The 14768-nt window shown below is 64.0% G+C and carries 18 protein-coding genes; 13 read left to right on the top strand and 5 right to left on the bottom strand.

Annotated elements, in window-relative coordinates; translation table 11 throughout:
- The first annotated feature begins 243 nt into the window (after positions 1-243).
- Positions 244-1257, top strand: coding sequence for a DUF4185 domain-containing protein (locus B4394_RS20650; RefSeq protein WP_078316151.1), 1014 nt, complete (start codon positions 244-246; stop codon positions 1255-1257).
- A 63-nt stretch (positions 1258-1320) separates the two neighbouring features.
- Positions 1321-1806: a tetratricopeptide repeat protein gene (locus tag B4394_RS20645; RefSeq protein WP_078311641.1), complete on the top strand. Its 486-nt coding sequence runs from the start codon at positions 1321-1323 to the stop codon at positions 1804-1806.
- On the opposite strand, the gene B4394_RS20640 is transcribed toward B4394_RS20645, so the two are convergent.
- Complete coding sequence (locus tag B4394_RS20640) at positions 1803-2636, bottom strand: alpha/beta fold hydrolase (RefSeq protein WP_078316134.1); 834 nt, start codon at positions 2634-2636, stop codon at positions 1803-1805. The genes B4394_RS20645 and B4394_RS20640 overlap by 4 nt on opposite strands.
- A 56-nt stretch (positions 2637-2692) precedes the next feature.
- Here B4394_RS20640 and B4394_RS20635 point away from each other — a divergent pair, with 56 nt between their 5' ends.
- The 6 genes from B4394_RS20635 to B4394_RS20610 all read left to right on the top strand — a co-directional run bounded on the left by B4394_RS20635 (position 2693) and on the right by B4394_RS20610 (position 6763).
- A complete protein-coding gene (locus tag B4394_RS20635) occupies positions 2693-3043 on the top strand; it encodes a DMT family protein (protein ID WP_078316133.1) in 351 nt (116 codons plus the stop codon).
- A 44-nt stretch (positions 3044-3087) separates the two neighbouring features.
- The gene (locus B4394_RS20630; RefSeq protein WP_078316132.1) at positions 3088-3516 is read left to right on the top strand and encodes a Fur family transcriptional regulator; all 429 of its coding nucleotides are present in this window, start codon (positions 3088-3090) and stop codon (positions 3514-3516) included.
- 35 nt (positions 3517-3551) lie between these two features.
- Entirely contained in the window at positions 3552-5012 is a 1461-nt protein-coding gene (locus B4394_RS20625) for a catalase (RefSeq protein ID WP_078311638.1), read from the top strand.
- 64 nt (positions 5013-5076) lie between these two features.
- Positions 5077-5505: an organic hydroperoxide resistance protein gene (locus B4394_RS20620; protein WP_078311637.1), complete on the top strand. Its 429-nt coding sequence runs from the start codon at positions 5077-5079 to the stop codon at positions 5503-5505.
- Positions 5505-6119 carry a sensor domain-containing protein gene (locus B4394_RS20615; RefSeq protein ID WP_078311636.1) on the top strand — a complete coding sequence of 205 codons (615 nt, stop codon included), beginning with the start codon at positions 5505-5507 and terminating at the stop codon, positions 6117-6119. The genes B4394_RS20620 and B4394_RS20615 overlap by 1 nt, the downstream gene beginning before the upstream one ends.
- The gene (locus tag B4394_RS20610; RefSeq protein ID WP_078311635.1) at positions 6116-6763 is read left to right on the top strand and encodes a sensor domain-containing protein; all 648 of its coding nucleotides are present in this window, start codon (positions 6116-6118) and stop codon (positions 6761-6763) included. Before B4394_RS20615 ends, B4394_RS20610 begins: the two co-directional genes overlap by 4 nt.
- A 102-nt stretch (positions 6764-6865) precedes the next feature.
- Here the strand turns inward: B4394_RS20610 and B4394_RS20605 are convergent, their stop codons facing one another.
- Complete coding sequence (locus tag B4394_RS20605) at positions 6866-7999, bottom strand: nitronate monooxygenase (protein WP_078311634.1); 1134 nt, start codon at positions 7997-7999, stop codon at positions 6866-6868.
- A 171-nt stretch (positions 8000-8170) separates the two neighbouring features.
- Between B4394_RS20605 and B4394_RS20600 the strand changes: the two genes are divergently transcribed.
- Complete coding sequence (locus B4394_RS20600; RefSeq protein WP_078311633.1) at positions 8171-9496, top strand: ammonium transporter; 1326 nt, start codon at positions 8171-8173, stop codon at positions 9494-9496.
- On the opposite strand, the gene B4394_RS20595 is transcribed toward B4394_RS20600, so the two are convergent.
- Positions 9480-10094 carry a methyltransferase family protein gene (locus B4394_RS20595; protein WP_078311632.1) on the bottom strand — a complete coding sequence of 205 codons (615 nt, stop codon included), beginning with the start codon at positions 10092-10094 and terminating at the stop codon, positions 9480-9482. The genes B4394_RS20600 and B4394_RS20595 overlap by 17 nt on opposite strands.
- A 92-nt stretch (positions 10095-10186) precedes the next feature.
- A complete protein-coding gene (locus tag B4394_RS20590) occupies positions 10187-10756 on the bottom strand; it encodes a hypothetical protein (RefSeq protein WP_078316131.1) in 570 nt (189 codons plus the stop codon).
- A 152-nt stretch (positions 10757-10908) separates the two neighbouring features.
- On the opposite strand from B4394_RS20590, the gene B4394_RS20585 reads away from it, so the two are divergent.
- The 4 genes from B4394_RS20585 to B4394_RS20570 are packed head-to-tail and all read left to right on the top strand — an operon-like array spanning position 10909 to position 13897.
- Entirely contained in the window at positions 10909-11568 is a 660-nt protein-coding gene (locus B4394_RS20585; RefSeq protein WP_078316130.1) for a sensor domain-containing protein, read from the top strand.
- Between the two features lie 50 nt (positions 11569-11618).
- Complete coding sequence (locus B4394_RS20580) at positions 11619-12545, top strand: PfkB family carbohydrate kinase (protein WP_078316129.1); 927 nt, start codon at positions 11619-11621, stop codon at positions 12543-12545.
- Between the two features lie 41 nt (positions 12546-12586).
- The gene (locus B4394_RS20575; protein WP_078316128.1) at positions 12587-13249 is read left to right on the top strand and encodes a sensor domain-containing protein; all 663 of its coding nucleotides are present in this window, start codon (positions 12587-12589) and stop codon (positions 13247-13249) included.
- 18 nt (positions 13250-13267) lie between these two features.
- Positions 13268-13897: a sensor domain-containing protein gene (locus B4394_RS20570; protein WP_139360339.1), complete on the top strand. Its 630-nt coding sequence runs from the start codon at positions 13268-13270 to the stop codon at positions 13895-13897.
- Here B4394_RS20570 and B4394_RS20565 read toward each other — a convergent pair.
- Complete coding sequence (locus B4394_RS20565; RefSeq protein WP_286142155.1) at positions 13882-14766, bottom strand: N-acetylglucosamine-6-phosphate deacetylase; 885 nt, start codon at positions 14764-14766, stop codon at positions 13882-13884. The genes B4394_RS20570 and B4394_RS20565 overlap by 16 nt on opposite strands.
- Positions 14767-14768: the final 2 nt, after the last annotated feature.

The following is a 14768-nucleotide window of genomic DNA, read 5'->3' as shown; positions in this document are numbered from 1 at the left end:
GCCCCCGCCCCCGCAGTCGCCCACCCAGACCGCACCTCGTCCATAGCGATCCCACCGCGGCGCCACTGGCTACCCTGTCCAGGGATGGCTAGTGGCGCCGTGGCGTCGGATGGGAGATGAGGCGTGCGGCGCATCGCGGCTCTGTTGACTGCGATGGTCTTAACGATCCTTCAATGGGCTTATCTCCCAGTCGCACTCGCCGACCCGCTGCGTCCCGTTCCGCCGGCTCTCGATCCCGGTGAGGTGCTGCGGATCGGCCCCGTCGCGGGCACCGGCACCGCGACTTCTGACTACAACCTCGGTGCGACCGACCTGTGCGAGTTCATGGTCTTCACCGGCGGCATGCTGCAGATCTGCGGCGACAGCTTCGCTGGCCAGGGTGTGGGATACGGCGGCTGGTACTCCCCGGTGGCGCTGCGCGTCGACACGGATACGGTGCCGAACACCTCCGGCATGCGTCACTCCGGTGTCCTCGGCACCGACCGGCCGCTCCTGGAAGACCCGACGCCGCCGGGCTTCTCCCAACTTCCCGCCGGCGTCATCGATATCAACGGCACTAACTGGCTGTTCATCGCCGTCACCAAGAACTTGATCCCCCAGTCGACACGGCTGGTGAAGCCCGACCCCTTCCGCGCGGGATGGCCGACCGTGCCGGGATCGATCCGACCTGGGGACTACGCGGGCGGCCAACAGACCCAGATCAGCGGCTACTACGACCCGCTGTGGACACCCGAGTCGCCGAAGGGCTGGGTGTACATCGTCAGCGACGCCTTCGACCGTTCACGGCCCGCGGTCCTGTACCGGGCCAAGCCCGACACGTTCACCGACCGTGCGACCTGGCAGGGCTGGGGAACAGACGCGCGGGGGAAGTGGGCCTGGGGTGCCGTCGTGACGCCATTGTTCAACGATCACCTGGGCGAGCTGAGCATGAAGATGGTGGACGGACAGGCGGTGCTGTCCTACTTCAATCAGACCACGGGCAACGTCGAGGTGCGGGTCGCCGACAACCCGACGCGTCTGGGTGCGGTGCCCGCGACCACGGTGGTGAATGCCGGGGCCTGGCCGGCGATGGCGGACGAACTTCCCGAGTCCTGGGACAACACCCTGGCTCAGCCGTACGGCGGATACATCGGACCGGACTCCACGCTCGATCGACTCAGCATCTACGTCAGCCAGTGGAACACCGACTCACGCGATCACGCCCCCTATCGGGTGATCGAATTCGCGGTGAACCCGCTGCTGGCGAGTGTGGGCTAACTAACACTCGGTTGTTACCAGAGTTATCGACCCATGCGAGCTGGCTGGTTAGGATGGGTAACAATGATTGCTAGCGTAACCTCGATCGACATCGCGGCCGGTGAGTGGATAACCGGCGGAGAGGGTTCGCGTACCTTCGTTTCTGTGGACGCTGAGCAGCTGGCAACCCGCGCAAGCGAGGCTCTGGCGTCCGGGGACGATAGCGAGGCGCTGCGTCTCGCCAATGATGCGCTGGAGCTGGAGCACAAGAATTCGTTGTCGTGGCGGATCTTGGCCTACTGCCTTGGCAGCATGGGACGGCATTTCGACGCGATCGATTGTGCGCTTTCGGCAGTGCGATATGGCAGCCGTGACGCCATCAATCACTACACACACGCATGGGCTCTCCATGGTGCCCGCAAACCGAATGAGGCGCTCGCGGCGGCCGATGAGGCCCTCGAGATCGATGCCGAGTTCGCCGATGCGCTCGCGCTGCGCGCGGTGATCCGCAACGAGTTGGGTGACCGGGCCGGGGCCATCGACGATATGCGCAGGGCGCGCTCCCTCTAGTCCTCCAGCGGATGACGCTTCAGGAACTCATCGATGAGGGCGTTGACTTCCCCGGGGCGTTCCAGAGCGGCCAGATGCCCGGTGTTCTCCATGACCACGAACTCGGCCCCGGGAATCGCCTCGGCCATGAGCTGCGTCTCCGCGACGGGAAAGGTCGGATCCTCCCGGCCCGCCACGACCAGGACGGGTGCGGTGATGCGTCCGAGTAGCTCACGTTGGTCAGGCCGCGCCGGAACCACGCTGTTGACCGCCCAATAGACCGAGTCGACGTTGAGCTCGCGCAATTCCGCGCGGATCGCCTGCTCCACTTGAGGGCGCTCACGCATGATCGTGGGCCCGACGAAGGCTTTCACCGCGCGGGTGGTGAGCGGTTCACGGAATCGGCCGAGAAGCCGGACTAGCTCGGTGAGCAGCCGAAACTCGACCGTCTGGCGTAGGTTGGCGCGCGAAGCGGTGGCGTTCATCAGCACGGACGCTCCCACCCGATGCGGGTATAGCGCGGCGAAGGTTCCTCCGATCATTCCGCCCCAGGAGTTGCCGACGACGTGCGTGCGTTCGATGCCCAGCGTGTCGAGGATCTGTTCGACGGCCTGCGCGCAGTCCTCAAAACGGAACATGTGGTGCAGGGCCTGGCTGTCGCCGTGACCGGGCGGGTCAACGACAATCACCGTGTACCGGCCGGCGAAGTATTCTGCCTGGTCGGCCCACATGGACCCCGTCATCAGGAGGCTGGGCCAGAAGAGGATGGCAGGCCCTTCGCCGCCTACCCGCACGTGCAGTCCGCCGAGGCAGCTTTGGATGTATCGGTCATGCAATACGGCGCCGCCCATGCGCAGCAGGCTAGCGTCTGTGGACGGTTGACAGGGAAGATCTACAGAATGTGGACATGATTGCCGCCCGGTTTCTGCCGCCAGTGCTGCTCATCTGCTCGAACATCTTCATGACCTTTGCCTGGTATGGGCATCTCAAGTTCAAGGATCACCCGTTGTGGGTGGTTGTCCTTGTCAGCTGGTTTATCGCGTTTTTCGAGTACTGCCTGGCGGTTCCCGCGAATCGCCTTGGCAGTGAGGTGTATTCGGGCGCGGAACTCAAGGCGATGCAAGAGGTCATCACGTTGACGGTGTTCCTTGGTTTCGCCGTCTGGTATCTGGGCGAGAAGCTCACCGTGAATCACCTCGTGGGGTTCGTGTTGATCGCCGCCGGGGCCTACTTCGTGTTCAACGGCCCGTTCGGCTGAACACCATTTCTTGACTCATTCCAGAAAAGGCGCATACTGGTGGAGTGACCGTAGTACAGCCCCCCGCCCCAGACGCAGCATTGCGCCGGGCGGGACTGCGTGTCACGGCCCCACGCGTCGCGGTTCTGAACGCGATTGCGGCGCATCCACATTCGACCGCAGACATCATCGCGATGGTGGTGCGTGCCGAGCTTGGGAAGGTGTCCACACAGGCCGTTTATGACGTGCTCAAGGCCTGTGTCAATGCCGGGTTGGTGCGCCGCATCGAACCGGCCGGTTCCGCAGCGCTTTTTGAGACGCGTATCGGCGATAACCATCACCATCTGGTCTGCCGTCGGTGCGGTGCCGTCACCGATGTGGACTGCACCGTTGGGCATGCGCCGTGCCTGGAGCCGGCACACACCGCCGGGTTCGTGGTCGACGAGGCCGAAATCGTCTTCTGGGGTCTCTGCCCCGAATGTCAGCCCCATTAGTTCAGCCCAGTTAGTCAGGTATCGAGGAGGTTTTCATGTCCATCCGAACAACCACGAACACCGGAATCGCAGTGGAGAGCGACGACGAGTCGTTGACCGCGGGCATCCAGGGTCCGGTCCTGCTGCATGATCACTATCTGATCGAGAAGCTTGCGCAGTTCAACCGGGAACGCGTTCCGGAGCGCATCGTGCACGCCAAGGGTGCAGGCGCGTACGGAGAACTCGTCGTCACCGCGGATGTCTCGAAGTACACCAAAGCCAAGTTGTTTCAACCGGGTGTGAAAACAGAGTCGCTGGTTCGCTTTTCGACAGTGGCGGGTGAACAGGGGAGCCCCGATACCTGGCGTGACCCGCGCGGTTTTGCCATCAAGTTCTATACCGAGGACGGCAACTATGACCTCGTCGGCAACAACACCCCCGTCTTCTTCATTCGTGATGCCATCAAGTTCCCGGACTTCATCCGCTCGCAGAAGCGGTTGCCGGGATCAGGGTTGCGGGACCACAACATGCAATGGGACTTCTGGACGCTGCGTCCCGAGACGGCGCACCAGGTCACTTGGTTGATGGGTGATCGCGGGATCCCGAAGAACTATCGCCACATGAATGGATACGGTTCACACACCTATCAGTGGGTCAATGCCGAGGGCGAGCGTTTCTGGGTGAAGTACCACTTCCGGACTGATCAGGGACAGGATTTCCTGACCCAGCAGGAGGCGGATGCACTCGCCGGATCCGACGCCGATGCGCATCGTCGTGACCTGTGGGACGCGATCGAGCAAGGCAATTTTCCGAGCTGGACCCTCCATGTGCAGATCATGCCGGTGGCTGAGGCGCAGGGATACCGATTCAACCCGTTCGATCTGACCAAGGTCTGGTCCAAGAAGGATTACCCGCTGATCGAGGTCGGCAAGTGGACGCTCAATCGCAACCCAGGGAACTATTTCGTCGACATCGAGCAGGCTGCCTTCGAACCGTCGAATATCGTTCCGGGAATTGGCTTCTCGCCCGACAAGATGCTGCTCGGCCGGGTCTTTGCCTATGCCGACGCGCATCGGTACCGGATTGGCACCAACTACGCGCAGTTGCCGCCTAACGAGGCGCGGGCCGCCACCGTGAATTCCTACTCCAAGGAGGGCGCGATGCGGTATCACTTCAATGAGCCCGAGGTTCCGGTTTACGCCCCCAACTCCTTTGGCGGTCCGCATGCAGATCCGCAGGCTGCGGGCGACGGCGGCGCGTGGGATTTCGACGGCACCGCCGTACGTGCCGGGTATGTCCAGCATGCCGAGGACGGCGACTTCGTTCAGGCCGGAACCTTGGTGCGTGAGGTGCTGAACGACGATCAGCGTGCGCGTCTGGCGAGCAACATCATCGGCCATGTGCTGGGCGGCGTCAGCGAACCCGTGCTGTCCCGGGTGTTCGATTATTGGAAGAACGTTGACCCCGAGCTCGGCAAGGCCGTCGAAGAGGGCGTTCGCGCGGGTCTCGGCGTGTAGTAGGCAGTTCTGGGATGGCGCCGGTTCTCTTCAAGGGAGCCGGCGCCTTCCGTATGCTCGTCATATGTCCAATGAGGCCGTCTACACCGCAGAAGCCACGTCGACCGGGGGAGGCCGTGACGGGCATGTTCGCTCGTCGGATGGCCGGATAGATCTAGACACCCGAATCCCAAAGTCGATGGGCGGCAACGGGGAAGGCACTAATCCCGAGCAGCTGTTCGCGGCCGGGTATTCGGCGTGCTTCTTGAGCGCGCTCAATCTGGTCGCCCGGATAGCGAAGGTCCAGCTTGATCCCGCGACATCGATCACGGCCAAGGTGGGAATCTTCAAAACCGCCGAGGGAGGTTTCGACCTGTCCGCCGAGCTGGACGGGTATCTGCCCGGTTTGTCTCAGGAGGTCGCCGAGGACCTCTTGGAACAAGCCCATGAGGTGTGCCCGTACTCGAATGCCACGCGCGGCAATATTGAGGTGACCGTCAAGGCCCGCGTCTGATGCGTGCCCTTGTCGTTGTGGCGGTGTCGGGGATAGCCCTGGCCTGTGCGCCGTCGGCGTGGGCTGTCGGTCCGGAGGCGGTCCTACTCAAGCCCAAGGTGGTGAATTCGATCGTCGGTACCGAACTTCCCGTGACCCGGACTCTCGAGTCTCCGGCGGCCGGTTATCAGGTGAGTGAACCGAGTTGTCTCAGTTTTGTCGATGTGGGGCTGGACGAGGTGTTCAACGGTAATGGCGAGTTGGCCGAGTATCGCGCGCAGACGTCTCAGAAAACAGATTCGGACACAACGTATTCCGTGAAGCAGGCGGTGGGGGTCTTTCAGCGCCCAATTGCCGCGGTGGATCCGGTTGTCGCGCTGCTGTTCATGGACAACTGTTACGGCGTACCTCTGGACGTGACCGACGGCCAGGGTGCGCGGGAAACGTGGACCATCACCAAGGGCAAGTCGGTGGACACCACGGCCACCTGGTCGATGACCAGCGCCACCGGCACCAGCTGCTACGTGCAGATGCGCGCCAAGCGTGAGGTGTTATTGCAGGTGAAGGCGTGTGTGCCGAAGAATGGCGAGAAGATCGCCGCGGCCCTCGCCGATGCCATGGAGGGACGAGTATGACCATCAAGATCACCTCGGCCGTGACTAGTGCGACGGTGGTCGCGCTCGCGCTGGCCCCCGCGGCGGGCGCCCGTCCGTCCGATCCGGGGGTTGTCAATTACGCGGTGCTCGCGCGTGGTTCGGTGAGCAATGTCATTGGGTCTCAGCTGGGGTCGCATAGCGAGTTCACGCAGCCGTTCCAGGCGTTCTCCGTCGATGTTCCGGAATGCAACAACTGGTCGGATATCGGGCTTGACGAGGTGTACGCCGATCCGGATCTGGCCTCGTTCCGGGGCGCGGCGACGCAAGACTCCGGCACGGATGCAACGCATTTGGTCAAGCAGTCGATCGGTGTGTTCGCCAACAACGATGCGGCCGACCGCGCGTTCCATCGGGTGGTGGACCGCACCCAAGGATGTTCTGGGCAGACGGCCACCTTGATCCTGAACGACGGCCGACGCGAGGTGTGGACATTCACCGGACCAGCGGCCGGCGCCGCCGATGCCGCGTGGATGAAGGAGGAGGCGGGCGTCGACCGACGCTGCTTCAACCAGACCCGCAGGCGCGAGAATGTGCTGCTGCAGGCCAAGGTCTGTCAGCCGGGAAACGGCAGCCTTGCGGTGAACGTGCTGGCCAACACGATGCAAAACGGCCTGGGCCAGTAGCGGATTGGACCAGGCCGCGCAGGCTCGTTGATTCGCCGAGTGTGCAGATCCGGTCGAAATCTCGTTGAAATTCGACCGGATCCGCACATTGGACCCGAGCCTTTAGACCGACGCGGCGGCCTCGTTGAGCTCGTTAAGCGTGTTGGTGGCTTCTAGATACTCCTGCACCCAGCGCTCGATGACCGCGGCCGACTTCTCCACCTTGGTGAACTGGCCGACGACCTGGCCGATTGGGTTGAATGCGACGTCGATCGTCTGATCCGGGAACTTGTGGGTGGCAGCCACCGCCATTCCGGAAACCATGTACTGCAAGGGCATTCCCAGCGGCTCGGGGTTGCCTTCGGTCTGCCAGGCCTCGGTCCAGTCGTTCTTGAGCATTCGGCACGGCTTGCCGGTGAAGGACCGGCTGCGCACGGTGTCGCGGCTGGTGGCCTTGGCGTAGGTGTCCTGCTGCACCGCGGTGTTCTCGGCCTCCTCGACCATGAGCCACTGCGAGCCGCTCCACGCGCCCTGCGCACCCATGGCCAGCGCCGCGGCGATCTGGTAGCCGCTGCCGATACCTCCGGCGGCGAGCACCGGCACCGGCGCGATCTCCTTGACCACCTGCGGCCACAGCACGATCGAGCCGACTTCGCCGCAGTGGCCGCCGCCCTCACCACCCTGTGCGATGACGATGTCCACTCCGGCGTCGGCGTGCTTGCGGGCCTGCTTCGGCGAACCGCACAGTGCCGCGACCTTGCGGCCGGCGTCGTGGATGTGCTTGATCATGTCCGGCGGAGGCGTGCCGAGTGCGTTGGCGATGAGCGTCATCTTGGGATGGCGCAGTGCGATCTCCACCTGCGGGGTCGCGGTGGCCTCGGTCCAGCCCAGCAATTGCAGGGCGTTGTCGTTGCCCTCCTCGACGGGCACACCGTGGTCGGCCAGCAGCTTGCGGCCGAAGTCCAGATGTTCCTGAGGAACCATCGACTGGAGCATCTTGGTGAGCTCCTCGGCCGACATGTTCGCGTCCATGCCCTCGTACTTGTTGGGGATGACGATGTCGACGCCATAAGGGTGGTCACCGATGTGCTCGTCGATCCAATTGAGCTCGATCTCGAGCTGCTCGGGGGTGAATCCGACGGCGCCCAGTACGCCGAAGCCACCGGCCTTACTCACCGCGACGACGACGTCGCGACAGTGCGTGAAGGCGAAAATCGGGAACTCGATGCCGAGCTCGTCGCAGATGGGGGTATGCATGGCCATTCCTTGGGTGGGTGGTGGGAAGCGGTCGGTAGGACAGGTATGAGAAGGAAATCGTACGCCAGAAAACTGGAACGTGTTCTAGTTTAGATCAGGTCTTGCGCGCACGGGCGGCGGCTTCCCTACACTCACGCTGACCTAATCGCACGATCCGGGAGTAGCCAGCACATGTTTCCGCATATGGGAGTGCCCGACGCGGCCAATACCGCCTGGGTGCTGACGAGCGCCGCACTGGTACTCCTGATGACCCCGGCATTGGCCTTCTTCTACGGCGGCATGGTGCGCGCCAAGAGTGTCCTCAACATGATGATGATGTGCTTCTCGGCCGTCGCCGTGGTGTGGGTGCTCTGGGTGGCTTTCGGATACTCGATGGCGTTTGGCACCGACATTGGTGGCGGGTTGCTTGGCGATCCGTTCCAATTCGCCGGATTGCAGCACCTGTTTGAAGGCGACTACAAAGCGTCCTCAGTTCCGCTATGGGGGCCGACCAAGATCCCCGCATTGGTGTTCGTCATGTTCCAGGCCGGGTTCGCGATGGTGACGGTGGCGCTCATCGCGGGCGCGGTCGCCGACCGCATGCGATTCCTCCCGTGGATTGCCTTCACGGCACTGTGGGCAACCCTGGTGTACTTCCCGGTGGCGCACTGGGTGTTCGCGGTCAAGGGCACCACTGCCGAGAAGGGCGGATGGCTGGCGAATCTGGGTGTCATCGACTTCGCCGGCGGTACCGCCGTGGAGATCAATTCCGGTGCCGCCGGTTTGGCGCTGGCGATCATCCTCGGCAAGCGGCACGGGTGGCCGCGCGAGGCGATGCGTCCGCATAACTTGCCCGCGGTCATGCTCGGGGCGGGGCTGCTGTGGTTCGGCTGGTTCGGATTCAACGCCGGATCGGCATTGGCAGCAGACGGCACCGCGGCCATTGTCATTGCCAACACCCTTGGTGCGGGAGCAATGTCGATGGCGGCCTGGCTGGTGGTCGAGAAGATCCGGCACGGCAGGCCGACATCCTTCGGTGCGGCCTCGGGTGTGGTGGCGGGGCTCGTGGCCATCACGCCCTCCTGTTCGTCGGTCACCCCGATTGGCGCCCTGGTCATCGGGGCGGTAGCGGGCGCGTTCAGCTCGTTGGCCATCGAGCTGAAATACCGCTGGGGATATGACGACTCGCTCGACGTCGTGGGTGTGCACCTGGTTGGTGGCATCGTCGGCACGTTGATGATCGGCGTTGTCGGCAGTGCCGCGGCGCCTGCCGGTGTCAACGGGCTGCTGTACGGCGGCGGGTTGCATCAATTCTGGTTGCAGCTCGTGGCGGTCGTTGCGGTGCTCGCCTACTCGGTCGCGGTGACCGGGCTTATCGGGCTGGGCCTGCGGCATTCCATGGGCATCAGGTCGCATCCGCAGCACGAGTCCGATGGCCTCGACGATGCCGAGCATGCGGAATCGGCCTACGAGCTGGCCACCACTCGCGGTGGTGGGCTCATCAACCCTGGGCGCTGAACCTGCCGATTCCGGGCAGGAATCGTCCGACCCGGGCTGCGTAGTCGCGGTAGGTCCTGCCGTGTGCCGCGAGGAGATAGGGCTCCTCAACCACGCGCACCTGCAGCTCGATGGACGTGACGAGTAGCACGAAACCACTGAGGGCCAACGGGTTTGGGGTCATGAGGGTAGACCCGGCGGCGAACGTCAGCATTGCCGTGAAGATCGGATTGCGGACCCATCCGAAAACGCCGGTGCTCACCAGCGTGGTGGTCTCCCGGGTGTCGACGCCTACCCGCCAGGATTCGCCCATGGTGTGTTGCGCCCAGACCGTAGCGACGATTCCCGCCGTGGCTAGTGCGATTCCCGCGATCCGCAGAGGCCGGTTGTCAAGCGCGGCAAGGGGAGTGATGAGCCCGGCCAGCTGCAGAATGGGTGCTAGGAAGGCGATGACTATCGCGGCGATGAATCCGGCCCCTGCGAGCCATTCGCGCGAGCCGGCGCGGCCATGGAATCCGTGGATCCCGGTGGAGCCGGTTGCGCGCCACTGTCGGTAACTCTTCCAGCCAAGCCCAGCGGCGATGAAGATCAGATACAGGACGAGCGCCGCCGAGGCCATGGACTTCCCTTCTATTAATGCATACATTCGCATAGAACAATATTTAAACGCGAGTGTCAACACCATGAATGGGGCTCTAGGTGGCTAGCTGCCTACCGCGGCCACAGCCGCCACGTGCTGGTCGCGGCGTCGTATCCGCGTGCTCGCTCTGCTGCTTCGGCCACGGTTCGGCCCGCGGTGAGCTCGTAGAAGAACAGCACCGCGACAAGAAATGCGGCATGCCCGTCGGGTGCTTCTTGTGGCGCGAAGTAGCCGGCCGCGCCCGCGTCCAGGAACGCATCCGCGAGTTCCGGGCTCCCCGTTTCGCACCCGATGGACACCACGAAACTTCCGGTAAGCCGCAGGTGCCGGCGGACCTCGTCGGCACCCATCAGCCCGGTAAACGGTTGTTCGGAAGCTATCGGCTCGCCGAGTTCAGGGAGCAAGATCCGGCCGTCGTCACCGTGGCATCCCAGGATCACAAAGGGCGCGACCTGACGATCACTGCCCAGCGCCGCGACAATATGCCGCGGCTGTCCGACAGGGTGGTAGTGCACCCTGATCCCAAACTCCTCCAACGCATCCCGCAGCGGGCGGGCAGAGGAATCGTCGATGTCGATGAGGTCGACTTCCGTCCAAGCCAGCGCTCCGGCGACAACGTCATCGATACGCGACTGGGGCACGCGTGGCAGCTTAGGCGCCGATCCCGGAGCCGGGCCACCGAGTTTTGTCCGCAGTGTTGCTGAAAGGTACTGCGGTAATGCTCGTCTCGATTGTCCACTCGGCGGTGACACCTCTCCTCTAGGCTCCTGCAGATATGAGGACTGTTCTGGGGGTGGGGTCGTTCCTTTGTGTGCTGGCCATGGCGATGACAGTGTCTGTGGGCCCCGCATCCGCGGATCCTGGCGAGCTTCCCGTGCTGGTGGACGCGCTGCCCGGTCTGATGCTCGAGCCCAGGGACGTGAGTCCTGTTATGGGGGCCGGCATGCATGTGTCCGGCGATTGGGCGGGGCTGGTGTCGGATCGGACCGACAGACCCGAATGCGGCAGTGTGGTTTTCGCATCGACGGCGAGCTATGAATCGTCCAACTACTTGTCCGGGCGGTACCGCTCATTGGTGGACAGTCCTAGCTGGACGCGGCTGGTGGACCAGAGCATGGTGATTTTTCCCGAGTGGTCCGATGCGACGGATTTCGCGCTTAGTGAGGCGGATCGCTGGCGCGCCTGCGAGAACCAGCGGGTCACTTCGCTTCTGCCGCAGCCGGACGGAAGCACGCGTCGTGAATGGGTGCAGCTACGCAACATCGTTCAGGTGCAGGAGGTTCTGGTGGTCGGCTACACGTGGCCGACGGATTTCGGTGGAGTGATCTACTGCCAGCATGCGCTGGCGCCGCTGCGGAACGTGGCTATCGATGTGCGGGCGTGCGCGGAACGGGACGGCAGCCGAGCCCTCGATCTCATCCTGGGTCTTCTGCCTCGGGTGGCCCGGGCATAGGCGAAATGAAAGACGCTGCGAGAAAACCGGTCCCAGGTAGCGTTGGGAACGTGCCCGACAGAGACGGCCTCATCGTCTGCGGCGAGACACTCGTTGATCTGGTTCCGGCGGCTGGCGGATTGTGGCGCCCGGTGCCCGGAGGCGGCCCGTACAACACCGCGATCACGGCCGCGAAGATGGGTGTTCGGACCGCGCTTCTCACCCATGTGTCCGGCGATGCGTTCGGGCGTCAGTGCGTACAGAATCTGACCGAGGTAGGTGTCGATGAATCGTTGGTCATGCGTCATGACGTTCCGACGACATTGGCCGTCGCCGACGTCGACCAACACGGAGCGGCCCAGTATCAGTTCTACTGGCAGGGAACCGCCAATGATGTTGGGCCCTCGTCACTTCCCGATCCGGTGCGCGTTCCGGTGGCCATCTGGGCGGGGTCGATCGCCAGCGTGCTCTGGCGTGAGCGCGACGAGTTACGCGCGTGGATCATGCGGCACTATGCGGCCATTCCGCTCACCTTCGACGTGAACGTGCGCCCCACGCTCGTCACCGACCGGGAGACGTACGTCGCGCGCATTGCCCCCTGGTTGTCCATTGCGGAGGTGGCGCGGGCCAGCACCGAAGATCTTGAATTCCTGTACCCGGGCGCGTCGGTCGAGGGCGTGGTTGGCCGCTGGTTCGACGAGCACCCGCGCCTCGAGATCGCAGTGGTCACCTGTGGGGCGGCGGGGTCGTTGGCCTTCCAGCGGGGTGAACCGTCGCCACTGCACGTCCCTGCCCACGAGGTCGCCGTCGTCGACACTGTCGGCGCCGGTGACACGTACACCGGCGTCTTCCTCGACGGGTTCTATCAGCGTCGACTCGATCTGCCTGAGGCGTTGCGGCGGGCGGCGGTGGCCGCGGCGATCACCTGTAGCCGGCCCGGGGCGCAACCGCCGGATGCGGCCGAGCTGACCAAGGAGCTGCGCCGGCTGGCGCCCTAGAGTTCAATACAGAACAACCGAGGCCTAGGTGAGGGGAACGCATGCGATCGGTGGTGGGGGCGCTGACGGTGGCACTGGGCGCCGTGCACCCGGCCGTCGCCCTCGCCGAACCTTCACCACACGTGCCGCCCGCGTCCATCGATCGACTCATGTTCAGGCAGCACGAGGCGGAACAGGTGATGGGCGTCGGTCTCCCCAACATTCACCGGCAGAGTGCGACCTTCGCATCGGACACCGATCGGCCGGATTGCGGAAGCGTTGTGTTGGCTTCTGTGTCGAGCTACGACCGGTCCTCCTATGTGGCGGCGCACTCCCAAGCGCTGTGGGATCACCCGGGCTGGTTCACCTTGGTCGATCAAAGTGTGGCGGTGTTCAGCACGGATGAGGAGGCCCGAGACTTCGCGCGGAGTGAAGCCGACCGCTGGCGCAAGTGCGAACAGCAGACGATCAACGTCTCCGAGCAGTCGATCGATGGCACCACTCTGACGGCGACGGTGGACATCCGGGGCGTCACACAGGTCGACAACGTTCTGGCCGTCGTCTACGGAAGGAACGATGCCGCGTATGCCGCATGCCAGCACGTGCTTCTCGGAGAACGCAATGTCGCCATTGACATTCGCACCTGCTCAACGGTTTCCAAGAGTGGTGGTGAGCGCGCCTTCGAATTGATGAAAATTGTCGGCCCGCGAGTGTGGGAGGTCTGAGTCATGAGAATGTCGGCGATGACGGTCGTGCTGATGGTGCTCGCACTGGCATTCGCGGCGCCCGCTTCCGCCGAGCAGGGCGCGCCGATACCGCCCGCCGCGATCGACGATCTGATGGTGACACCGGAAGAGGCGTCCTCTGTTATGGGAGCAGCTTTTCCGGTCGTCGATCGGCGCACCGCCCTCTCCGACCTCACGACGGACAGACCGGACTGCGGCAGCGTGGTCGGCCCGTCAGTGGCCACCTACGACCGCGGTCCGTACATGGCCGCGCACGAGCAGTACTTGCAGGACAGCTCACCGTGGAACGTGCAGGTTGCACAACGCATCGCTGTTTTCCCCACGGATGCCGAGGCACGTAACTTCGCCTCCAGTGAGATGGACATGTGGTTGAGGTGTGCGAAGCACACCGTGCACGACTCCGCGCAATGGAGGTACGTGATCGGCTCGTTGCACCGAGACGATGACGCGGTAGTTGGTTCCTACGTGATGATTACGAACGACGGAGCACGCATGTCCTGCTCGCGTGTGCTGGCCAGGGTTCGCAACACCGCGACCGATCTACGCGGATGCTCGGCGGGCCCGGAAAGTTACCAACGGCTGCTGGGGATCGCGAAGATCATCGGACCGCGCTACGACGCCGCCTGAACACACACCGCACGCCGGGGATTGACCGATGTCTGCAGGGTGGCCACCGCAGATCCGGCCTGGGTCACCGCGAACCGGTACAGGTCGGCCATGTTCGCGGTGCTCCCCGCGATGGTGCCATCCGGCAGCCGCGCCTCGCCGCGGGCGACGGTGACCGGCAATTGGCCCAAGTGATAAGCGCCGTCCGGCATTCCGGCCGCACACATCGCATCGGTGACAAGAGCGATCCGGTCGGGGCCCACCGTGGCCAGCACCATTCGGTAGATCGCGGGGTGGACGTGGACACCGTCGGCGATCAGCTCGATGGTCACCTCTGGGCTTTCCAGGAGCGCCGGGATGGGGCCGGGTTCGCGGTGGTGGATCGGGCGCATGGCGTTGAAGAGATGAGTGGCGACCGTCGCGCCAGACGAAATGGCTTGCAATGTCTGCTCATACGTAGCATCGGTGTGTCCCACCGCGGCCACCACGCCTCGCGCGACGAGTAACTCGATGGCCGGGATGGCGCCCGGAAGTTCGGGCGCGATGGTGACCATCCGAATGTGCCCGGCCCCGGCGTCCAGTAGCCGCTCCAGCTCGGCGAGATTCGGTGTGCGCAGCAGGCGTGGATCATGAGCACCGGCATACCGTGGTGACAGCCAGGGGCCTTCGAGGTGAATCCCGGCGATGCCATCCGCACCCGCCATCCCGGCAAGCACACGCACGGCGCCAAGCAACTCATCGGGCGCCAGGGTCACCAGGCTGGCCAGCATGCCGACAGTTCCATGAGACTGATGCCATTCTGCGGCAACACGATTGGCCTCAGGGTCGTCTCCGAATGACGCGCCGCCTCCGCCGTGCACGTGCATATCAAAAAACCCGGGCATGGTCACTG

The organism is Mycobacterium sp. D16Q16 (genome assembly GCF_002013745.1).
In the GTDB taxonomy this organism is placed as follows: Bacteria; Actinomycetota; Actinomycetes; order Mycobacteriales; family Mycobacteriaceae; genus Mycobacterium.
This window is presented reverse-complemented; position numbering and strand designations above follow the sequence as displayed.

Coding starts and splice junctions, on each gene's coding strand:
- B4394_RS20620 (WP_078311637.1), top strand. CDS start 5,077: ATGTCCAATGAGGCCGTCTACACCGCAGAAGCCACGTCGACCGGGGGA.
- B4394_RS20575 (WP_078316128.1), top strand. CDS start 12,587: ATGCGATCGGTGGTGGGGGCGCTGACGGTGGCACTGGGCGCCGTGCAC.
- B4394_RS20570 (WP_139360339.1), top strand. CDS start 13,268: ATGACGGTCGTGCTGATGGTGCTCGCACTGGCATTCGCGGCGCCCGCT.
- B4394_RS20615 (WP_078311636.1), top strand. CDS start 5,505: ATGCGTGCCCTTGTCGTTGTGGCGGTGTCGGGGATAGCCCTGGCCTGT.
- B4394_RS20600 (WP_078311633.1), top strand. CDS start 8,171: ATGTTTCCGCATATGGGAGTGCCCGACGCGGCCAATACCGCCTGGGTG.
- B4394_RS20645 (WP_078311641.1), top strand. CDS start 1,321: ATGATTGCTAGCGTAACCTCGATCGACATCGCGGCCGGTGAGTGGATA.
- B4394_RS20625 (WP_078311638.1), top strand. CDS start 3,552: ATGTCCATCCGAACAACCACGAACACCGGAATCGCAGTGGAGAGCGAC.
- B4394_RS20635 (WP_078316133.1), top strand. CDS start 2,693: ATGATTGCCGCCCGGTTTCTGCCGCCAGTGCTGCTCATCTGCTCGAAC.
- B4394_RS20640 (WP_078316134.1), bottom strand. CDS start 2,636: ATGGGCGGCGCCGTATTGCATGACCGATACATCCAAAGCTGCCTCGGC.
- B4394_RS20595 (WP_078311632.1), bottom strand. CDS start 10,094: ATGGCCTCGGCGGCGCTCGTCCTGTATCTGATCTTCATCGCCGCTGGG.
- B4394_RS20605 (WP_078311634.1), bottom strand. CDS start 7,999: ATGCATACCCCCATCTGCGACGAGCTCGGCATCGAGTTCCCGATTTTC.
- B4394_RS20610 (WP_078311635.1), top strand. CDS start 6,116: ATGACCATCAAGATCACCTCGGCCGTGACTAGTGCGACGGTGGTCGCG.